Genomic DNA, 19,083 nt, shown 5'->3' with positions numbered 1-19,083 from the left:
GACTCTCTATCGGAACGGGCGCACGAGCCGCTCAGGGTCCTCAAGCGCGCAGTTCGTGCTTGAGGACCTTCCCGGTGGTGTTGCGAGGCAGCTCGTCCACCAGTCTCAGTTCGAGGGGCAGCTTGTAGCGGGCCAGCCGCTTACCGGCGAACTCGCGGAGGCCCTCGAGGTCGAGTTTCTCGCCGTCCTTGAGAGCCACGATGGCGACCACGCGTTCGCCCCAGCGTTCATCGGCGGCGCCGATCACGGCGACCTCGGACACGGCCGGGTGACCGTAGATCGCGTCCTCGACCTCGGCGGAATAGACGTTCTCCCCACCGCTGATGATCATGTCCTTCAGGCGGTCCACGATGTAGAAGTAGCCGTCCTCGTCCTGGTAGGCGACGTCCCCGGTACGGAACCATCCCTCTCCGCCCTGCGCGGCCGCCGTCGCCTCCGGCAGGTTCCAGTACCCGGGGGTGACGGTGTCCCCACGCACGCAAAGCTCGCCGCGGACTCCCGGCTCGGTGATCGGCTCGCCGCTGAAGTCGACAAGCCGGACCTCGTTGAGGAAGCCCGCCGTCCCGCAGGAGCCCAGCTTGTCGAGGGCCTCCTCGGTTCCGAGGAAGGTGGCACCGGTGGCCACCTCCGTCTGGCCCCAGCACTGGCTCACGGGAATGCCCCGCGAACCATAGAGCCGCAGCAGGGATTCCGGCACGGGAGCGGCGCCGGCCACGACGATGCGGATGCTGGACAGGTCGGCCGAGTCGAAGCGCTCGTGCCGGCTGATGCCCTGCATCATGGCCGGGACCAGGAACAGCGAGGTCACCCGGTACCGTTCCACGTCATCGAGCAACAGACCGGGGTCGAACTTCTCGTGGATGATGACGTGGGCACCGGCCATGAGCATCGGCAGGGTCATCACGCACATGCCGCCGGAATGGAACAAGGGTGCTGAGGTCAGAGCCACATGGTCAGAGCCGTAGCCCACCGAGAGCATCCAGTTGACGTTGTTCGTCCACAGGTTCCGGTGCGAGAGGACGGCACCCTTGGGGTTGCCGGTGGTGCCGGAGGTGTAGACGATCACGCCCGGAGACTCCGCGTCCACGGGAGCCTCCTGGACGTGCGGATGTCCCCGGGCCAGCAGCTCCTCGATGCCCTGCCATTCCTCCGCACCCTCCCCGAACCGCAGGTAGGTCCGAACGTCGAGGTCGGCGCGGACCTCGTCCACCGGGCTCGAGTGCGCTTCGTCGGCGATCAGCAACTGTGCGCCGCTGTCCCGGACGAAGTAGGCCAGCTCGTGGCCGGTGCACCGGAAATTCAGCGGCACGAAGATGGCCCCGAGGCGCGCGGTGGCGAACAGCGCGATGAGGAAGCGGCTGTGGTTGAACCCCACATAGGCGACCCGGTCCCCGGGTTCGACCCCGGAGGCGGCCAGCATGTCGGCAAAGGCCTCGATCTCGGCCTGAGCTTGGGCGAAGGTCAGGGTCTGGCCGGCGAAGGAGATCGCATCTCGGGATCCATCCCTTTCGGCGCGGCGGCGGAACCAGGTGGCCAGTCCGAGGGCGTGCATGGTGGTCCTCACGTAGGTGGTGAACGGTCTGGGACAGTGGCAGGGGAAGCACCGGGATCCCGGTTCAGGCCCGGCGGGGGAACCTCGAGAAGTCGGGTTCCCGTTTGGCCTTGAACGCCTCGCGGCCCTCCTGGGCCTCTTCCGTGCCGTAGAACAGCAGGTTCGCGTCATGGGCCAGCTGCTGGATGCCCGCGAAGCCGTCTTCGGCCGCATGGAAGGAGGCCTTCATGAGGCGTAGCGCGTACGGGGACAAGGCCAGCATCTCGCGGCACCAGGACAGTGTCTCCTGCTCGAGCTGCTCCAGCGGCACCACGGTGTTGACAAGGCCCATCTCCAGCGCCTGCTCGGCCGTGTACTGGCGGCACAGGAACCAGATCTCCTTGGCCTTGCGCGCCCCCACCAGTTCAGTCAGCAGGGAGGCGCCGAAGCCGCCGTCGAAGGAGCCGACGCGCGGACCGACCTGTCCGAAGCGCGCGTTGTCCGCGGCGATGGACAGGTCGCAGACCATCTGCAAGATGTGGCCGCCGCCGATGGCCCAGCCGGCGACCATGGCCACGATCGGTTTGGGACACCGGCGCATCTGCACGTGCAGGTCCGTCACGTGGAACCGTCCCGTCGTGCCCGGAGCAGTCTGATAGCCGCTGTCGCCGCGCACACGCTGGTCCCCGCCCGAACAGAACGCCTGGTCACCGGCACCGGTGAGGATGATGACGCCCACGCGTTCGTCCTCGCGGGCGGTCACGAGAGCATCGGACACCTCGATCAGCGTCTGGGGCCGGAAGGCGTTGTGCACCTCGGGGCGGTCGATGGTGATCTTGGCGATGCCATCGGGGGTGGTCTCGTAGCGGATGTCCTCGTAGTTCCCGGAGACGTTCCAGGTTTCCGGCGTGGTCGTCTCGGCCATGTCCACAGCTCAGGCCATCGTCAGTCCGCCGGAGACGGACAGGGTCTGGCCGGTGACGAATCCCGCGCCCTCGGAGGCGAAGAAGGCCACGGCCGGACCGATGTCCTCGGGGGTGCCGAGGCGCTTCATCGGCACGCCCCGCTTCATCCCGTTGATGACCTTGTCCGCGTCATCGCCGGCACCGTCCGCGAACTTGCGCAAGGCGGGGGTGTCCGTGGGGCCGGGGCAGACCACATTGGCGGTGACGCCCTTCGTGGCGATCTCCCGGGCGAGGGTCTTGGTGAAGGCGATGACGCCGCCCTTGGCCCCGGAGTACACGGCCTCGAGCGAGGAACCGACGCGGCCGGCGTCGGAGCCGATGTTGATGACGCGGCCGTAGCCGCGCTCGATCATGCCGGGCACGATGGCTTTGACGGTGCGCAAGTGGCCCTTGAAGTTGAGGTCCACGATCTTGTCCCAGAATTCCTCGGTGGTGTCCAGGAAGGGCATGAAGTCATCCCACCCGGCGTTGTTGACCAGCACACTGATGGGGCCGGACTGGGCCTCGGCCTGCTGGACCGCCTCGGCAACGGAGGCGGAGTCGGTCACGTTCATCTGTACGGCGGAGGCCTTCAGCCCGCGGCCGGTCAGTTCCTCGGCGGTGGCGGTGGCGACCTCCAGATTGAGGTCGGCGATGACCACCGAGAACCCGGCCTCGGCCAGGGATGTGGTGATGCCCTTGCCGATGCCCTGGGCCCCTCCGGTGATCAGTGCGGTGCGTTCTTCGGTCATGGTCGTGTTCCCTTCAGGTCATGCGTTCGGGCGGTGACGCCCGAAATGGTCGTGGTGATGGTGGTGGCTCTTCGGTGGATGGAGCCGATCAGGCGGCGGACTCCCAGAGGACGGGACCGGCCACGATCGAGTGGCTGGTCAGCTTGCGGCCCAGCACCTCCTGGGCGTGGCGGGCCGCAGTGATGAGGGCGTCCAGGTCGATGCCGGTCTCCACGCCCATCTCGTGGAACATGCTGATGAGGTCTTCGGAGGCGATGTTGCCGGTGGAGCCCTTGGGCACAGGGCAGCCTCCGAGCTCTCCGAAGCTGGATTCGAAGGACCGGCAGCCGGCCTCCAGCGCCGCGTAGGCGTTGGCCAGCCCCTGGCCACGGGTGTTGTGGAAGTGCGCGGTCAGCTCGACGCCGGGCAGCCGGCGGGCCGCCTCGGTGAAGAAGCGGTGCACGTAGGCGGGGTTGGCCATGCCCGTGGTGTCCCCGAAACCCAGTTCGGTGGCGCCTGACTCGGCGAACTCCTCGGCCAGGTCCAGGACCCGGTCCATGGGGACGTGTCCTTCGTAGGGGCAGCCGAAGGAGGTGGCGATGACCGCACCGTATTGGATGCCCTCGGCGGCGATCCTTCCACCCATGGTCTTCACATCCTCCATGGTCTCGCGGACCGTGCGGTTGATGTTGGCCTTGTTGTGGGATTCCGACGCACTCACGAACAGGGTGCAGGCATCGAAGAGTTCGCGGATGGCCAGGGCGTTGTCCAGGCCTTTGGTGTTGGGGATCAGCACCATGCGTTCCACCGACTCGGGCAGGTCGATGCCCTTCAGCACCTCGACCCCATCGGAGAGCTGCGGGATGACGTCCGGGCGGACGAAGCTGGCCACCTCGATCCGGGTGAGACCGGTCTGTCCGAGCTCATTGATCAGCCGGATCTTGTCCGCGGTGGCGATGGTCTCCGGTTCGTTCTGGAAGCCGTCCCGCGGGCCGACCTCGCGGATCACCACGGTGCGGTCCTCACCGGGGGTGGCGTTGGTGGTCGTCTCAGTCATGCCGGTACCTCCTGGGTCGTCTGGTTCTTCTCGGTCGTCTGGATGCAGCCTGCGCGGGTCAGGCCATCGCGGTGTTCCTCCGCCGCGATGCCGATGAGGGCTCTTGCGCGGGCCCGCTCCGTCAGCCCGGTCAGCACGGCGGCGCCGTGCTCGGTGACCACCACGTCGACGTCGGCGCGCGCGGTGGCGACCAAGCCGCCGTCGAGCTCGGGGCGGATGGTGGAGACGCCGCGGCTGGTGGACCGCAACGCGATGATGGACCGGGCCCCGGTCAGGGCCGCGGCCCGGCTGAAGTCGGCCTGGCCGCCGATCGCACCGAGGAAGCGTCCGCCGACGCGTTCGGATCCGACCTGGCCGGACAGATCGACCTCCAGGGCGGAGTTGATCGAGACGAGACTGCCGAGTCGGGACAGCACGGCCGGGTCGTGGGTGTAGCTGGCCGGACGGAACGACACGTCGAGCCCGCCGTCCTGCCGCCGGCCCTGCTTCTCGCCGAGCCGGCGGTAGAGGCCGGCGGAACCGAGGGCGGAACCGGTCACGGCCACCCCGGTGTCGATCTCCTTGCGGGCACCGGTGGCCACGCCGGACTCGATGAGGTCGAGGACGCCGTCGGTGACCATGCCCGAGTGGAAGCCGAGATCCCGGTGCCCGGACAGCGCCCGCAGCACGGCATTCGGCAGCGTGCCGACGCCGATCTGCAGGGTGGAGCCGTCCTCGATCAGCCCGGCCACATGACCCGCGATGGCCAGATCGACCTCGTCCGGGGCGCGGTGACCCATCTCGGCCAGGGGCCGGTCCACGTCCACGGTGGCGGCGAACGCGGAGAGCGGCAGCCGGGGCGAATCCTCGAGGAAGGGCATGGCGTGATTGATCTCCGCGATCAGCATCCGCGTGGAGCCGATCGCGTCGCCGAAGTAATCGACGGCCACACCGAGGGACACCTCGCCGTTCCGGTTCGGCGGCGAGACCTGGACCATCCCGACGTCGGACGGGAGCCTTCCCTGCGCGAAGAGCCGGGGCAACGCCGAATAGTTGGCCGGGACGACCTCCAGGCGGCCGGCGGCCGCGACCTTGCGCAGTTGCCCAAGGGCGCCGTAGGACTCCATCTCGAGGCCTGCCGGCAGATCCCGACCCAGGCGCTCGTTCAAGCTCAGGCCACTGAAGGCGCGGACCCGGTCCAGCGCGGAGTCCGGATCCGCCAGGGCGTCCAGGAGGGCGTCCACCAAGGACATCGGTTCCCCGGCCCCCTGGCCCCACCACACGCCCGGTACGGCACCGCTGGCGGACGCCTCCGCCAGCAGAGCGCTGAAATCGATGCGGGCCATGGTCGTCAGACCCGCTGGATCAGGGTGGCAGTGCCGAGGCCGCCGCCACAGCACATGGTGACCAGGCCGATCTCCACGTCACGCCGCTCCATTTCGGCCAGCAAGGTGGCGAACAGCCGGGAGCCGGTGGCGCCTACGGGGTGACCCAGGGCGATGGCGCCGCCGTTGACGTTGACCCGCTCCATGTCCGGCTTCAGTTCCTGTTCCCAGGCCAGGACCACGGAACTGAAGGCCTCATTGATCTCGAACAGGTCGATGTCGTCGATCGTCATCCCATTGCGCTGGAGCAGCTTCTGCGTGGCGGGAATCGGGCCGGTCAGCATGATGATCGGATCCACCCCCACCGTGGTCTGGTCCAGGATGCGGGCCCGCTTGGTCAGGCCGTGGCGTTCGACGGCGGCGTCCGAGGCCATGACCACACCGGCGGCGCCGTCGCAGATGGGCGAGGAGGAGCCGGCGGTGATCCGGCCATCCTCACGGAAGACGGTCTTCAGCCCGGACAGCGAGTCCAGGGAGGTGCCCGGGCGGATCGTCTGGTCACTGGCATGACGCTCCCCTTGGGTCTCCCACGGGATCATCTCGCGCTTGAAGCGGCCGGCGTCCACGGCCTCGGCGGCCCTGGCATGGGAGCGGACGGCGAACTCGTCCATCTGTTCGCGGGTGATGCCCCAGCGATCGGCGATGAGCTCGGCGCTCTCACCCTGCGGCACGAAGTCGTACAGGGCCCGCAATTCCTCGGGCCACGGTTCGCCGTAGAGCTTGGAGATCTCCGCCGGGGAGTTCATGGGCACATGACCCATGTGTTCCACTCCGCCGGCGATCACCACGTCATGGGTCCCGGAAGACACCAGCCCGGCGGCCATCTCCACGGCAGTCTGGGCCGATCCGCAGCGGCGGTCCAGCACGGTGGCGGGGACCTCCGGCGGATAACCGGCCTGCAACCAGGCGTTGCGGGCGATGTTGCGGGACTGCTCGCCGAACGGTGCCGTACAGCCGACCACGAGGTCCTCGATCTCCGTGGGGGCCAGACCGGTGGATTCCAGCAGTTCCGTGTAGACCCGGCCGAGGAGCTCGTTCGGGTGGACATCCCGGAACCAGCCCTTCTCCGGGTGGGATTTGCCCATCGGAGTGCGCAGGGCCTCGACGATCCAGGCATCGCGGCCGTTCTCGATGAACGGGTTGGTGAAGGAACGTTGCGTACGCGCGGTGTTGCTCATGGTTTCAGACCACCGTTCCGCCGTCGACCGGCAAGACCTGGCCAGTGATGTAGCTGGCCGCATCGGATGCGAAGAACACGAAGCTGGGGGCGATCTCCTCCGGGGTGGCCCAACGCCCCATGGCGATCCGGGCCAGCTGCTTCGCGGACAGTTTCTCATTGGTCCGCACGGTCTCCGTCATGGCCGTGGCGGCCAGCGGGGCGAGCGCGTTGACCGTGATCTGGCGGCGGGCCAGTTCCTTGGCCAGGGACTTGGTGAGGCCGATGATGCCGGCCTTGGCGGAGCCGTAGTTCACCTGGCCGATCGTGCCGGTCAGCCCCGCGGCCGAGGTGACGTTGAGGATGCGGCCCGTGCCGTCGTCGGGCAGGAATTCCTGGGCCGCGTGACTGACGGTGAAGGAACCCACCAGGTGGACGCCGACCACGAATTCAAACTGCTCAGCGGTCATCTTCGGGAACATCGCCGGGGCGATGGCCCCCGCGTTGTTGATGAGGATGTTCAGGGTTCCCCCGTTGAGCTCCGCGGCCTGGCGCGCCGCAGTGGCGGCCTGTTCGGCGTTGCGCACGTCCAGGGCGGCATGGGCGGCGGTACCGCCACCGGCGACGATGGACTCGGCCACCGCGCGGGCGGCCTCCTCCTGAAGGTCGGTGACGAGCACCGCGGCGCCGGCCGCAGCCAGCGCGCGGGCCACGGCCTCGCCGATGCCGGCACCGGCCCCGGTCACGAGGGCCGAACGGCCCTGCAGGGAGAAGACGGCAGGGTAGGTGCGTTGTTCCACGGTCATCTCAGTAGCTCCTCGGCATGCCCAGGACGTGCGAGCCCAGGTAGTTGAGGATCATCTCCTGGCTGATGGGGGCGATCCGGGTCAGCCGGGCCTCGCGGAAGAAACGGGCCACGGGGTACTCCTCGGAGTAGCCCATGCCGCCGTGCGTCTGCAGGGCCCGGTCGGCCGCGTCGAAGCCGGCATCGGCGCACAGGTACTTGGCCATGTTCGCCTCCTTGCCGCACTGCTTGCCGTGATCGTAGAGCCACGTGGCCTTGCGCAGCATCAGCTCGGCCGCCTCGAGGCGGGCCAGTGAATCGGCCAGGGGGAACTGGATGCCCTGGTTCTTACCGATCGGGCGCTTGAAGACCACCCGGTCGTTGCCGTACTGGGTGGCCGCCTTCAGGGCGGCATAGCCGATGCCCAGCGCCTCGGCGGCCACCAGCATGCGCTCGGGGTTGAGGCCGTCCAGCAGGTAGGTGAAGCCCTTGCCCTCCTCCCCGATGCGGTCCTCCTCGGGGATCCGCAGGTCGTCGATGAACAGCTCGTTGGAGGTCACCGCGTTGCGGCCCATCTTCTTGATGGGCTGGACATCGATGTGAGCCCGGTCCAGGTCGGTGAAGAACAGCGTCATGCCGTCCGTCTTCTTCTGCACGTCCTCGGCCTTGGTGGTCCGGGTCAGCAGCAGGATCTTCTCGGATTCCACGGCCTTGGAGATCCAGACCTTGCGGCCGTTGACCACGTAGTCGGAACCGTCCTTGCGGGCGAAGGTGGTGATCTGGGAGGTGTCCAGGCCGGCACCGGGCTCGGTGACGCCGAAGCACACGTGCAGGTCACCGGCGGCGATGCGGGGCAGGTTCTCCTGCTTCATCTTCTCGGTGCCGTGGACGACCACGGGATGCATGCCGAAGATGGACAGGTGCATGGAGCTGGCGCCGTTCATGCCGGCACCGGAGGCCGCCACCTCCTGCAGCAGCAGGGAGGCCTCGGTAATGCCCATGCCGTGGCCGCCGAACTCCTCGGGAATGGTCAGCCCGAGCCAGCCGCCTTCGGCGAAGGCATCGTAGAACTCGGTGGGGAACTCCTTGTTGAGGTCCTTGTCCATCCAGTACTGGTGGTCGAAGCGCGCGGCGAGCTCTGCCACGGCGTCCTTGATGGTCTGCTGGTCTTCCGTCAGTTCGAAGTCCATGCGGAGGCCTCCTGAGATGAAGGGGCGCCCCGTGAGGGGCTGGATGCGGTCGCTGCATCCGATGCTCGAAACCATACCAAAGGTCTGACCCTTTAGTCACGATGCCCCTACTGGTAATCTCGGTGGTGAGGGAAATTCTTGAACCATTGCTTTCGGATGGGTGGCGTGACCGCCGAGGAACCGGTTCGCCCGAGGAGCCCACACGTCGCACACCCGCGCAACCCAGGAGGCAACCATGGCCACATCGAACGGCACCACGCCGAGCCCGGAGGCGCCCTCTGCGTCCCTGTCGCCACTGCAGGTGCCCAAGGCCTCCGACGTCCTGGCGGACGACCTGCGGGAGCGGATCCTCCGTGGCGACTTCCCCGAGGGAACCTCACTGCCACCCGAGCGCGAGCTGGTCGCCCAGACCGCCATGAGCCGCACCACCGTCCGGGAGGCATTGCGCATCCTGGAGGTTCAGGGCCTGGTGACCATCCGCACCGGCAGATCGGGTGGAGCCTTCGTGCGCCGGCCGGACAGCGACTCCGTGGCCAACTCCGTGGAATTGCTCATTCGCGGACGGCAGATCCGGCTGGACGACCTGCTGGAGACCCGCGAGGCCATCGAGCCGCAGTGCGCCGGCCTCGCCGCCCTGTACCGCACCGACGAGGACCTCAAGCGCCTGAATGAGCTCAACGACCAGATCGAGCAGGCAGAGGGCGCCTCGCTCGCCGAATTCCTCCAGATCAACGTTGACTGGCACATGGCCGTCGCCGAAGCCAGCCACAATGAGCTGCTCTCGGGAATGATGCGCGCGTTATCCCGCGCGATCTACGAGGCGACGGACAACCAGGGATTCGTGGACGACGCGGTGCGGGCCACCACGGTCCGGGCCCACCGGTCTGTCACCCGCGGGATCCGCGAACAGGACCGGGACGCCGCCGTGCGTCGCATGACCCGTCACGTCCATTCCTACGCGGAGGCTCTCCTCGAGGTGGACGAGCGCACGGGGATCAACGTCGGCCTATAGGCGCCCTCCGCCGAAGCGACACGTCCACCCCCACGCCATGCTCGACACCCGAGCGCGGCACCGGACATCCGGTGCCGCGCTCGCGCCTTACTGCGGATCTCGCCACAGGACGGAACCTAGCCTGCGCTGCTGAGGTCCGGGACCCCCAGGACCTTGCGGGCGATCTCGGCACGCAGCACGTTCTTCTGGATCTTGCCCGTCGGCGTCGTGGGCACCTCGTCCACCACTTCCAGACGCTCGGGGACCTTCTGGATCGCCAGTCCGTGGCCCAGGAGGTAGTCCCGAATCTCGTCCAGCGTCAGTGGATCATGGCCGGCGGCGGGGACCAGGTAACAGCAGGCCCGCTCGCCCATGGTCTCGTCCGGCATCGCGACGACGGCCACCTTGCCCACCGCTTCATGCGCCGCCAGCAAGTCCTCGACCTGGCGGACGGAGATGTTGTACCCGCCGCGAATGATGATGTCCTTCAGCCGGCCAGTCACGCGCAGGTACCCCTCCTCGTCCAGGATCCCGAGGTCACCGGACTTGGAGTAGCCCTCGGCCGTGAACGATTCGGCCGTCTTCTCCGGTTCACCGACGTATTCCAGCAGGACCATGGCGCCACGGAAGGCGATCTCACCCTCCTTGCCGGCGGGGAGGATCTCGTCCCCGGGGCCGAGGATCACGATCTCCTGGCCGCGGAAGGCGCGCCCGTCCGAGGTGAGGGACCGCTCCGGCTCGTCATCCAGCGTGCACATCGTCATCGAGGTGTTCTCGGTGCGGCCATAGAGGCTCAGGACCGAGAGGTTCGGCAGGGCCTGGCGGGCCTTCTCCACGAGCGAGGCCGGGATCGGCGCACCGGCGAGGGTCCAGACCCTCATGGTCGAGGCATCGTGGCGTGCCGGGTCATAGGCCTCCAGCAGCGTCTGCAGGAAGGTCGAGGCGTTCACGGTGACGGAGCAGCGGTGTTCCCGGATCTGCTCCAAGGCCAACTCGGGATTCCACCGCTCCATCACGTGGGTCGCGGCTCCATAGAGGAGGGGCAGGATGATGCTCGTGACCAGTCCGGTGGTGTGGGTGAGCGGGCTCGGGCCGAACTGCACATCGTCTTCCGTGTAGCGGTAGTTCTCCGCCTGGATGCGGGCCGAGGTGGCCAGGGTGTTGAAGGTGTGCAGACAGCCCTTGGCCTGGGACGTGGTGCCGGAGGTGAAGACCATGGCGAACGCGTCATCCGGGCCGGCAGCCGCCGGGAGTTCGCGCTGTGCCTCCTCCACGGCGATGCCCTCAATGAGGGACTCCACCGTCTGTGTCCCGGCGGGCCCCTCGCCACGGATCGTGATGACGTGCTCAAGACTCGGGGCAGACTCCAGGAAGCTCAGCCACATACCGGCATGGTCGAACCCGCGGTACTCGGTGGCCGTGAAGACGGCCTTGACGTTGGCCGTCGCGATCATGTGCCTGACCTCGTCAGTCCGGTAGATCGGCTGGGCCGGAACGATGATGGCCCCTACGCGATTGATGGCCATGGCCAGCGCCGCGAACTCGGCCCAGCTGGGCATCTGGATGGCCACAGAATCACCGCGCCCCACGCCCAGCCGGGACAAACCTGCCGCGATCCGAACGGCGTCATCGTGGACCTGACGATAGGTGAAGCCCGTGGTGTCGTCGGTGATGAAAACCTTGTCACCGCGCTGCGCCACCTGGTGCTCGAGCGCCTCGAACATGGTGGGTCTACCCCAGAAGCCCTCGGCATAGAAGCCTTCGATCTGCTCCTGGGTGTAGCGGTCACGCACTGTCGCGAATGCCATCAGGTCCCCTTCCGGGCCATTACTCTCGTCCTGCTTCGGCCATGCCCGCGGCCACATCTGTGACTGGGCTCACTGACATCCTAGTTCGGTCAGACCATTGGCACAATAAGCCCATTGTTGCCCGCCGCGAGGGGCATCACCGGCCCGTCCACCGAGGCTCCCGCTTGTCCTTCAACGCGGCCACTCCCTCGCGGATATCCTCCGTGGCGAAGGCCAGCGCCAGCTGCGACTGGAGGTAGTCCAGCGCGGAGTCGAGCGGCATGTCCCGGGTCGCGTCCAAGGCGTCCTTGCCCATCCGCATCAGCAGCGGCGAGCGGGAAGCCAGGCGATCCACGAGCCCGGAGAGCTCATCCTCGAAGTCCTCTCGCGGGACCACCCGGTTGACGATGTCCAGCCGGTGCGCCTCGGCCGCAGTGATGAGCTCGCCGGTCATCATCAGCTCATTGGCCCGGGCGCGGGGCACGCTGCGGTAGATCAGGGCGGAGATCATGAAGGGGAAGACCCCCACGTTGATCTCGGGGCAGCCGAACCTGACGCCGTCGACGGCCACGATGAAGTCGCACGCGAGCGCCAGGCCGAAGGAGCCGGCCAGGACATCCCCCTCGGCAGCGCAGACCACGGGCTTGCCGAGCCCACCGAGCAATCTGTACAGGCGAGGGAACCGGTCCAGCCCGGCATATTTATCCACCACCGGGCGGTCATCGGTGAAGGCCTTGAGATTGCCCCCGGAGGAGAAGACCTTCGGGTCGGCGGACCGCAACACGACCACGCGGATGGCTCCGTCGTCACGGGCCGTCTCCAGCGCAGCCAGCAGTTGGTCCAGGGTCTCATCCCCGAGGGCGTTGCGAGTCGAAGGGTCGTCGAGAGTGATGGTGGCGACGGCGCCGCGCACGTCATAGCGGATGGTGGTGTCCACGAGGGCTTCTCCTGTTGTCAGTGATCAGTGATCAGTGGTCAGTGGTCAGCCATGGTCCAGCACGATCTTGCCGAACCCGGCTCCCGACTCCAGATATCGATGGGCCTCGGCGGCCTGGTCCAGTGGGTAGGTGCGGTCGATGATGGGCGGGCGGACCGTCCGCTCGCGCACGAGCCGCAGCAGCCCCGCGAAGTCCCGGGGGCTGCCCATGGTGGTGCCCATCAGGTCGTACTGCCCGAAGTAGAAGGGCCGCACCTGCAAGGGCGTCGTCTCCTGCGCGTTGGCCCCCAGCACCACGCACCGGCCGCCGGCCCGCAGGGCGCCCAGGGACTCGCCCACGCGGCCCACGGGATCCAGGACCAGGTCATAGCCCTTGCCCCCCGGCGTCAGCTTCCGAGCCTGCTCCACCCAGTCGGGGGCGGAATGGTCGACGCCGGCCGTCGCCCCCAACTCGCGGGCCCGGTCGATCTTGGCCCCCGAGGTGGAGGTCACGGTGACCGTGGCCCCGACGGCCACCGCGAGGGAGACGGCCGTGGTGGCCACACCCCCACTGGCGCCGAGGACCAGGAGTGATTCACCGGCGACCAACCGCCCGCGGGTGAACAGCGCCCGGTAGGCCGTCACGCCGACCAACCCGAAGGCCGCCGCCTCGTGCACACCCAGGCCGGCGGGGCGGGGGAAGATGCATTCATCCGGCACGGACACGAACTCGGCATAGGTTCCGCCGCGGTGGTCCCCGAGGATCTCGAAACCCGTGGCTGGGGCAGACTCCCGCCCACCCCAGAACAGGGACGGCAGGATGACGACATCCTCCCCGGTTTCCACCACGGTCCCGGCGCCATCCGCTCCCAGCACGGCCGGCAACGGGGAGTGGTAGACGCCGTGCCTCGCCAGGGTGTCATGCCAATTCAGCGCACTGGCTCCCAGGCGCACGGTGGTCCATCCGTCACGCTGTTGCGGGTCGGGGACAGTGCCCGGGACCAGGACCTCCGGTCCGCCATAGTCGCGCATCACGATCGCCTGCATCTTGCCCCTTTCGGTCTGACCATTCACACCTTACAAGACCGGCCACCTTGAGCAAGGGGCGGCGGCCCACTTGTACCCTCGCCACCCCATGGACATTTCGACTCGCATGGTCGGACAGGCCGTCCCACGGCCTTCACTTGCGCTTAATGGACTGACCATTCTAAAGTGTCGATGAAGACTAACCGCCCGCAGGGAGGACACTGATGACCAGCCGCCCCGCGTCCGCGTTTCCCGCCCCCTCGGACCTGCCCCGTTTGCACCATGCCGAGCTGACTCTGGCAGACAGCGCCGCCGCCCATCAGGGTCTGGTGGGCCTGGTGTCCGCCGCCGGGGGCCTCTCGGACCGCCCGCAATGGCTGATCGGAGCGAATGGCCGGCTGGTTGCCTGCACGGCCCGCGCCCGTGCATTCTCCACCCCCCGATGGGAGTCGTTGACGGAGATGGACGGAGGGATCGACCCCGATAGCCGGGAGGCCACGATGGTTCCCCCGTCCCCCTCGCTCGGTCTGGCTCGACGACACCTCGTGGTTCCCGTCGCCCGGCGCGGGATCACCCACGCGTGGTGGGTGGTGGCCGAAATGCCCCGGCTCTTCGAGGAGGCAGACCGGATCCTCGCCGATCGCGTGGCCCATCATCTGGCCACCGAATACGACGCACAGCACCGCGTGGCCCGCGCCGCCTGGAACGCCCGGTCCCTGCTGGCCCGCCAACTGGTACGGGGGTCCGGGGCCGAGGACGACTTGGTGGCGAGCGGCGAATACCTCGGCGTCAACGTCGACAGCAAGCGGCTGGTCGTCTACCTCTCCGACCCCACAGAGCAAGGCCGCGCGGAAACTGAAGGGCACGGCCTCGGCCGTCCGTCCCAGGCCGGCCACATCGCCCACACCGGTGACGAGGCCCGCGCCGCGGCCCGGCTCGCCTCCGCGCTCGGCGTGGAGGTCCTGGGAACTCAGGGCAACCAGGGCACCATCCTGCTCGTCGAGGCACCCGACGGCCGGGCGCCGGCGGACTTCGTCCACGAGGTCAAGAACGCAGTTGGGCGGTACCTGCAACCACGGAACGATGACGGAAGGCCGGGCGCCGCCGTCGGGGTCTCCTCGGTGACCGACCGCATGGGCCTGCGCCGCGCATACCGGGAGGCCCGGGAGGTCGCCCGATGCGTAGACCGGTTCTCCCCAAGGAGACAGCGCATCCTGGCCGTGGATGACCTTGGTCCGGCTCGGCTCTTCGTGGCCAATGCGGACACCGAAGCCATCCGCGCCTATGTTTCCGAGGTACTGGGTCCGTTGCTGCGCGGCGATGAGACCCAGCGGTCGTTGCTGGTGACCCTGCAGTCCTACTTCGGCCACGACCGCAGCATCCGGGCCTCGGCGCGCGCCCTCGCCGTCCACGAGAACACCATCCGGCTCCGGCTAGGCCGGGTGCATGAGATCACCGGTCTGGACGTGGGCGGTAACGCCAACGACCAGCTGTCCGTCCAGACGGCGCTGCTCGTCCTCCAACTCACCGGCGCCCTGCCGGCGCGCGGCTCCGCGCCACCGAAGACGCACCAGGCCGACCCAACGGACCCAACGGACCCAACGGACCAGACAAACAGCAGGAGGATCGCATGAGCAGACGCGCATTGGTGACAGGCGCCGGACGATCCGGCGGCATCGGTGAGGCAATTGTCGCCCGGCTCGAGTCCGATGGCTTCGAGGTGGTGACGTTGGACCGGGAACCCGGCTGCACGTGGCAGGTAGACCTGTCCCGGGACGAGCTGCCTGATTTCGGCCCCATCGACGTCTACGTGGGCAACGCGGCGATCACCACGTTGTTCGGCGGGGCCCACTCCTTCGACCTGGATCAGTGGCGCCTGGACCTGGAGATCAACCTGACCGGGACCTTCCGCGTGCTGCAGCAATGCCTGACCGGGATGCGCGAGCGCGGTTACGGCCGCATCGTCCTGACCTCGTCCACCTCGGCCGTGCAGGGCATGCCGGCGCAGGTCTCCTACTCCACCTCCAAGGCCGGACTGATCGGCATGGTCCGCACGGTCGCCGCGGAGAGCGCCGGCCGCGGCATCACGGCGAACCTGGTGCTGCCCGGGATGACCGCCAGCAGCGGCATCCTTTCGATGCCGCAGGACGTCCAGGATGCCTGGCTGCGAACGTTGCCCGAGGGGTTCGTGGAACCGGCCGATATCGCCAACGGCGTCGCCTTCTTCGCGGCCGAGTCCTCAGGGATGGTCACCGGCCAACTGCTGACCATCGACGGCGGCGACTTCCTGAACCACCGCAGCGTCACCTCCAGCGTGGTCTCCCATGTGGATTCGATGGCCAGCTCGGGTTCCGCACACCACCCGTCTCCGGAGATCCCATGAGGGCTCTGCAGGTTCCCGTGACGAGCGGCCCGGAGGCCGCCGAACTCACAGAAGTGTCCGAGCCCGTCGGCGCGCATCCCTGGGCCAGCGGCGAGCGCCTGCTCGTCGAGGTCTATTCGGCCGCCGTCGCCTTTCCCGATGTGCTGCAGTCCCGTGGCGCCTACCAGCATGCGGCACCGGTGCCCTATGTGGCCGGCGGCGAGTTCGCCGGGATCGTCCTGGACGCCCCTGCCGGTTCCAGGTTCACGGTGGGCGACCGGGTGGCGGGGTTGACGGTCTTCGGCGCCGTCGCCGAGCAGGTCACGGCCATCCCCGGCTATACGGTGCGCATCCCCCCGACGATGTCCTTCAACGAGGGTGCGGCCTTCTTCCTGAACTATGCGACCGCGTGGTTCGCCCTGTATCGGGCCGGATTCACGGATGGGGAGTCCGTGCTGGTGCACGGCGCGGCCGGCGGCGTGGGCAGCGCGGTGCTGGACCTGCTCAGGGACCGCACCGACCGCCTCCTGGCCGTGGTGTCCTCTGATTCCAAGGCCGAGGCGGCCGCCCGGTGCGGAGCCACCGACGTCCTGAGGACGGACGAGGACTGGTCGCACCTGGCCCGGGCCGCGACTGGCGGCCACGGCGCGGACATCGTCATTGACCCGGTCGGTGGGGATCGGTTCACCGACTCCCTGCGGTCCCTGGACGTCGGCGGGCGCCTGATGGTGGTCGGCTTCGCCGAAGGGAGCATTCCGGAGGTGAGGGTCAACCGCCTGCTGCTGCGCGATCTCAGCGTCATGGGTGTGGCTGTGAACCCCTGGCTGGAACGGCACCCGGGCTTCGGGGAGCGACTGCTCGGGGAGATGGAGGCACTGGCTGCCGGCGGCGCGGTGCATCCCTTCATTGGCCATGTCCTTCCGTGGGAGCAGGCCCCAGCAGCCATGGGCATCATCGACAGACGCGAGGCCCACGGGAAAGTTGTCATCGAAGTACGGCCGGAGCAAACGGCATCACCTGAAGGAGAACACCCATGAGCGGATACCAGTCAGCATTCCGGAGCGACCTGTTCGCCGGCCAGACCGTGGTGGTCACGGGCGGCGGCAGCGGCATCGGCCGGTGCACGGCCCATGAACTGTCCTCCCTCGGCGCCCACGTGGCACTGGTGGGGCGCACCCAGGAGAAGCTCGATGCCGTTCAAGCCGAGATCCTCGAGGACGGCGGCTCGGTCTCCACCTACTTGGGGGACATCCGCGACGAGGAACGCGTCATCGAGATCGTCGAGGCGGTCCTGGCCGATCGCGGCCACATCCACGGTCTGGTCAACAACGCCGGAGGCCAGTACCGGGGTGCCCTGAAGACCATCAAGACCAAGGGCCTCGAGGCCGTGCTGCGCTCGAATGTGGTCGGCGGTTTCATCATGATGCGCGAAGTCTACAACCGCACCATGGAGGAGCACGGAGGCGGCATCGTCAACATCGTCGCGGACATGTGGATGGGCTGGCCGATGTACGGCCACTCGGGGGCCGCCCGTGCCGGCATGTGGAACCTGACCCAGACGGCGGCCGCCGAATGGGGCGAGTCGGGGGTTCGGGTCAACGCCGTGGCCCCGGGGTCCATCGCCTCCTCCGGGCTGGACACCTATGACCGGGAGGATGACGGTTACATGCAACGTGACCTGCGCGGGGAGATCCCCCTACAACGCTGGGGCTCCGAGGCCGAGGTCTCCTCAGCGATCACTTACCTGCTCTCGCCCGCCTCGGGCTTCACCTCAGGCTCGGTGATCCGCGTGGACGGGGCGGCCCCCAACGGTTCGCGCGCCTGGGTCACGCCCGAGCCAGCGCGCAATGTCTCACCGTTCCAGCCGTTCCACCGATCCGTCGCCCCGAAGATCCTCGGTACGGACTAGCCCCGGGTGCCGGGGGCCGGCGCGGAAGATCGGAAGTCGAACATGCTGCTGGCGATGCGCCGCTTCTGCAATTCGTCGGCCCCCTCGGTGATCCGGTACCGCCGGTGGTGCCGATAGAGGTGCTCGAACGGCAGGTGCCGCGTGTACCCGGTGCCCCCGTGGATCTGGATCGCCCGATCCGCGGCGTTGCAGGCCAGCTGATTGGACCGCAGGTTCACCATGGACACCAGCGGGCTGGCACTGGTCTTGCCGCCCTCGTCCATGAGGGCGGCCGTCCGGTAGAGCAGGCTGCGGACCATCTCCGCCTCGGTGTTGAGGTCCACCAGCTGCCACTGGACGCCCTGGTGTTCGTGGAGCTGCTTGCGGAATACCGTCCGTTCCTGGGCGTAGGCCACGGAGGCATCGATGCAGAACTGGGCCGCGCCCAGGGAGGACGCCGCCTGGCGGGTGCGGTTCTCGTGGACGAACAGCTGGGCCAGGTCCAGGCCCCGGCTCTCTTCGCCGAGGATCGCCGCGTTCGGCACCCGCACGGAGTTCAGGTGGACCTCCGGGTGGTCGCTCGGCATGTTGAAGGTCCACCAGTTGAAGGGGATCTCGAACCCCTCCGATGCCGTGGGGACGAGGAATGCGGTGATGCCCTGGGCCTTGCCATCCTGCCCCGAGGTTCGGGCGAACACCACATCCACCTCGGCCGCGTGGGACAGGCTGTTGAAACGCTTGGCCCCTTGGATGATCCAGTCGTCGCCGTCCCGGCGGGCCGTGGTCTCCAGGAACGTGGCGTCGCTGCCGTGGCCGGGTTCGGTGAGTCCGAAGGCGATCTCGATCTCCCCGTCGACGTAGCGGTGCAGGTAGGCATCCTTCTGCTCCGGGGTGCCGTATTCGTGCAGCACCAGGGCCAGCGGGAGGTTGCCCACCACCGAGGCCTCGTCATTGTGGGGGAAGTGCAGGCCCGGTCCACGCGCCAGCAGGTGCTCTCGGATGCGGGCCATGTCCGCGTTCGAACCGTCCTGCCCACCGAGTGCCGCCGGGAGCCCGTAACGGTAGAACCCCGCGGCGTCGGCCCGGCGGCGCATCTCCCCGAGCAGTTCCGTCCATTCCCGGGCCGGGACCCCGTCGCGGTCCCAGTCCGTCCGTGCGTATTCCCGGCGGTGATCGAAGAACTGCGGGTGTTCCTGCTCCAAGGGGGCGATCTCGGCGTCGATGAAGGCATCCAGACGGTCCAGCAGGTCCTGCAGGGGTGCGGGTGTTGACCAGTCCATGGGGTCCTCTCGTGGGGATGGTGCCGGTGTACCCGTGGGACAGGGTGGCCCGGCGTGCCCGTCCGGTGAGACGGGG

The 19,083-nt window shown here is 68.2% G+C and carries 17 protein-coding genes; 5 read left to right on the top strand and 12 right to left on the bottom strand.

The window, feature by feature from the left end; genetic code table 11:
- Positions 1-40: 40 nt before the first annotated feature.
- The 8 genes from IEX49_RS06135 to IEX49_RS06100 form a co-directional block, all read right to left on the bottom strand.
- A complete protein-coding gene (locus IEX49_RS06135) occupies positions 41-1,552 on the bottom strand; it encodes an acyl-CoA synthetase (protein WP_188805523.1) in 1,512 nt (503 codons plus the stop codon).
- Between the two features lie 64 nt (positions 1,553-1,616).
- The gene (gene menB / locus IEX49_RS06130) at positions 1,617-2,456 is read right to left on the bottom strand and encodes a 1,4-dihydroxy-2-naphthoyl-CoA synthase (RefSeq protein ID WP_188805258.1); all 840 of its coding nucleotides are present in this window, start codon (positions 2,454-2,456) and stop codon (positions 1,617-1,619) included.
- Between the two features lie 9 nt (positions 2,457-2,465).
- Positions 2,466-3,227: an SDR family NAD(P)-dependent oxidoreductase gene (locus IEX49_RS06125; RefSeq protein ID WP_188805255.1), complete on the bottom strand. Its 762-nt coding sequence runs from the start codon at positions 3,225-3,227 to the stop codon at positions 2,466-2,468.
- An 88-nt stretch (positions 3,228-3,315) separates the two neighbouring features.
- Positions 3,316-4,263: a hydroxymethylglutaryl-CoA lyase gene (locus tag IEX49_RS06120; protein ID WP_188805253.1), complete on the bottom strand. Its 948-nt coding sequence runs from the start codon at positions 4,261-4,263 to the stop codon at positions 3,316-3,318.
- Positions 4,260-5,588, bottom strand: a complete 1,329-nt coding sequence (locus IEX49_RS06115) for an acetyl-CoA hydrolase/transferase family protein (protein WP_188805251.1) — start codon at positions 5,586-5,588, stop codon at positions 4,260-4,262. Before IEX49_RS06115 ends, IEX49_RS06120 begins: the two co-directional genes overlap by 4 nt.
- Before the next feature lie 5 nt (positions 5,589-5,593).
- Positions 5,594-6,805: a thiolase family protein gene (locus tag IEX49_RS06110; protein ID WP_188805249.1), complete on the bottom strand. Its 1,212-nt coding sequence runs from the start codon at positions 6,803-6,805 to the stop codon at positions 5,594-5,596.
- A 4-nt stretch (positions 6,806-6,809) separates the two neighbouring features.
- Positions 6,810-7,589 carry an SDR family NAD(P)-dependent oxidoreductase gene (locus tag IEX49_RS06105; protein WP_188805248.1) on the bottom strand — a complete coding sequence of 260 codons (780 nt, stop codon included), beginning with the start codon at positions 7,587-7,589 and terminating at the stop codon, positions 6,810-6,812.
- A 1-nt stretch (position 7,590) separates the two neighbouring features.
- The gene (locus tag IEX49_RS06100) at positions 7,591-8,757 is read right to left on the bottom strand and encodes an acyl-CoA dehydrogenase family protein (RefSeq protein ID WP_188805246.1); all 1,167 of its coding nucleotides are present in this window, start codon (positions 8,755-8,757) and stop codon (positions 7,591-7,593) included.
- Between the two features lie 235 nt (positions 8,758-8,992).
- Here IEX49_RS06100 and IEX49_RS06095 point away from each other — a divergent pair, with 235 nt between their 5' ends.
- Positions 8,993-9,769 (top strand): FadR/GntR family transcriptional regulator, encoded by a 777-nt coding sequence (locus IEX49_RS06095; RefSeq protein ID WP_188805244.1) that lies wholly within the window; start codon positions 8,993-8,995, stop codon positions 9,767-9,769.
- Positions 9,770-9,885: 116 nt separating this feature from the next.
- Here IEX49_RS06095 and IEX49_RS06090 read toward each other — a convergent pair whose 3' ends face one another.
- From IEX49_RS06090 to IEX49_RS06080, 3 genes are all read right to left on the bottom strand, one after another.
- Positions 9,886-11,556: an AMP-binding protein gene (locus IEX49_RS06090; RefSeq protein ID WP_188805242.1), complete on the bottom strand. Its 1,671-nt coding sequence runs from the start codon at positions 11,554-11,556 to the stop codon at positions 9,886-9,888.
- Positions 11,557-11,692: 136 nt separating this feature from the next.
- The gene (locus IEX49_RS06085; protein ID WP_188805240.1) at positions 11,693-12,472 is read right to left on the bottom strand and encodes an enoyl-CoA hydratase/isomerase family protein; all 780 of its coding nucleotides are present in this window, start codon (positions 12,470-12,472) and stop codon (positions 11,693-11,695) included.
- Positions 12,473-12,517: 45 nt separating this feature from the next.
- Entirely contained in the window at positions 12,518-13,498 is a 981-nt protein-coding gene (locus tag IEX49_RS06080; protein WP_188805238.1) for a quinone oxidoreductase family protein, read from the bottom strand.
- A 203-nt stretch (positions 13,499-13,701) separates the two neighbouring features.
- Here IEX49_RS06080 and IEX49_RS06075 point away from each other — a divergent pair, with 203 nt between their 5' ends.
- Genes IEX49_RS06075 through IEX49_RS06060 form a run of 4 tightly spaced genes read left to right on the top strand, consistent with a single transcriptional unit; the run spans position 13,702 to position 17,748 of the window.
- On the top strand, positions 13,702-15,111 hold the full coding sequence (locus IEX49_RS06075; protein ID WP_188805236.1) for a PucR family transcriptional regulator: 1,410 nt from the start codon (positions 13,702-13,704) through the stop codon (positions 15,109-15,111).
- The gene (locus IEX49_RS06070) at positions 15,108-15,860 is read left to right on the top strand and encodes an SDR family oxidoreductase (protein ID WP_188805234.1); all 753 of its coding nucleotides are present in this window, start codon (positions 15,108-15,110) and stop codon (positions 15,858-15,860) included. The genes IEX49_RS06075 and IEX49_RS06070 overlap by 4 nt, the downstream gene beginning before the upstream one ends.
- Entirely contained in the window at positions 15,857-16,876 is a 1,020-nt protein-coding gene (locus tag IEX49_RS06065; RefSeq protein WP_188805232.1) for an NADPH:quinone oxidoreductase family protein, read from the top strand. Before IEX49_RS06070 ends, IEX49_RS06065 begins: the two co-directional genes overlap by 4 nt.
- On the top strand, positions 16,873-17,748 hold the full coding sequence (locus IEX49_RS06060) for an SDR family oxidoreductase (RefSeq protein ID WP_188805230.1): 876 nt from the start codon (positions 16,873-16,875) through the stop codon (positions 17,746-17,748). Before IEX49_RS06065 ends, IEX49_RS06060 begins: the two co-directional genes overlap by 4 nt.
- Here the strand turns inward: IEX49_RS06060 and IEX49_RS06055 are convergent.
- Positions 17,745-19,007: an acyl-CoA dehydrogenase family protein gene (locus tag IEX49_RS06055; protein ID WP_188805229.1), complete on the bottom strand. Its 1,263-nt coding sequence runs from the start codon at positions 19,005-19,007 to the stop codon at positions 17,745-17,747. The genes IEX49_RS06060 and IEX49_RS06055 overlap by 4 nt on opposite strands.
- Positions 19,008-19,083 lie beyond the last annotated feature (76 nt).

The sequence above is a fragment of the Citricoccus zhacaiensis genome, from assembly GCF_014645315.1.
In the GTDB taxonomy this organism is placed as follows: domain Bacteria; phylum Actinomycetota; class Actinomycetes; order Actinomycetales; family Micrococcaceae; genus Citricoccus; species Citricoccus zhacaiensis.
This window is presented reverse-complemented; position numbering and strand designations above follow the sequence as displayed.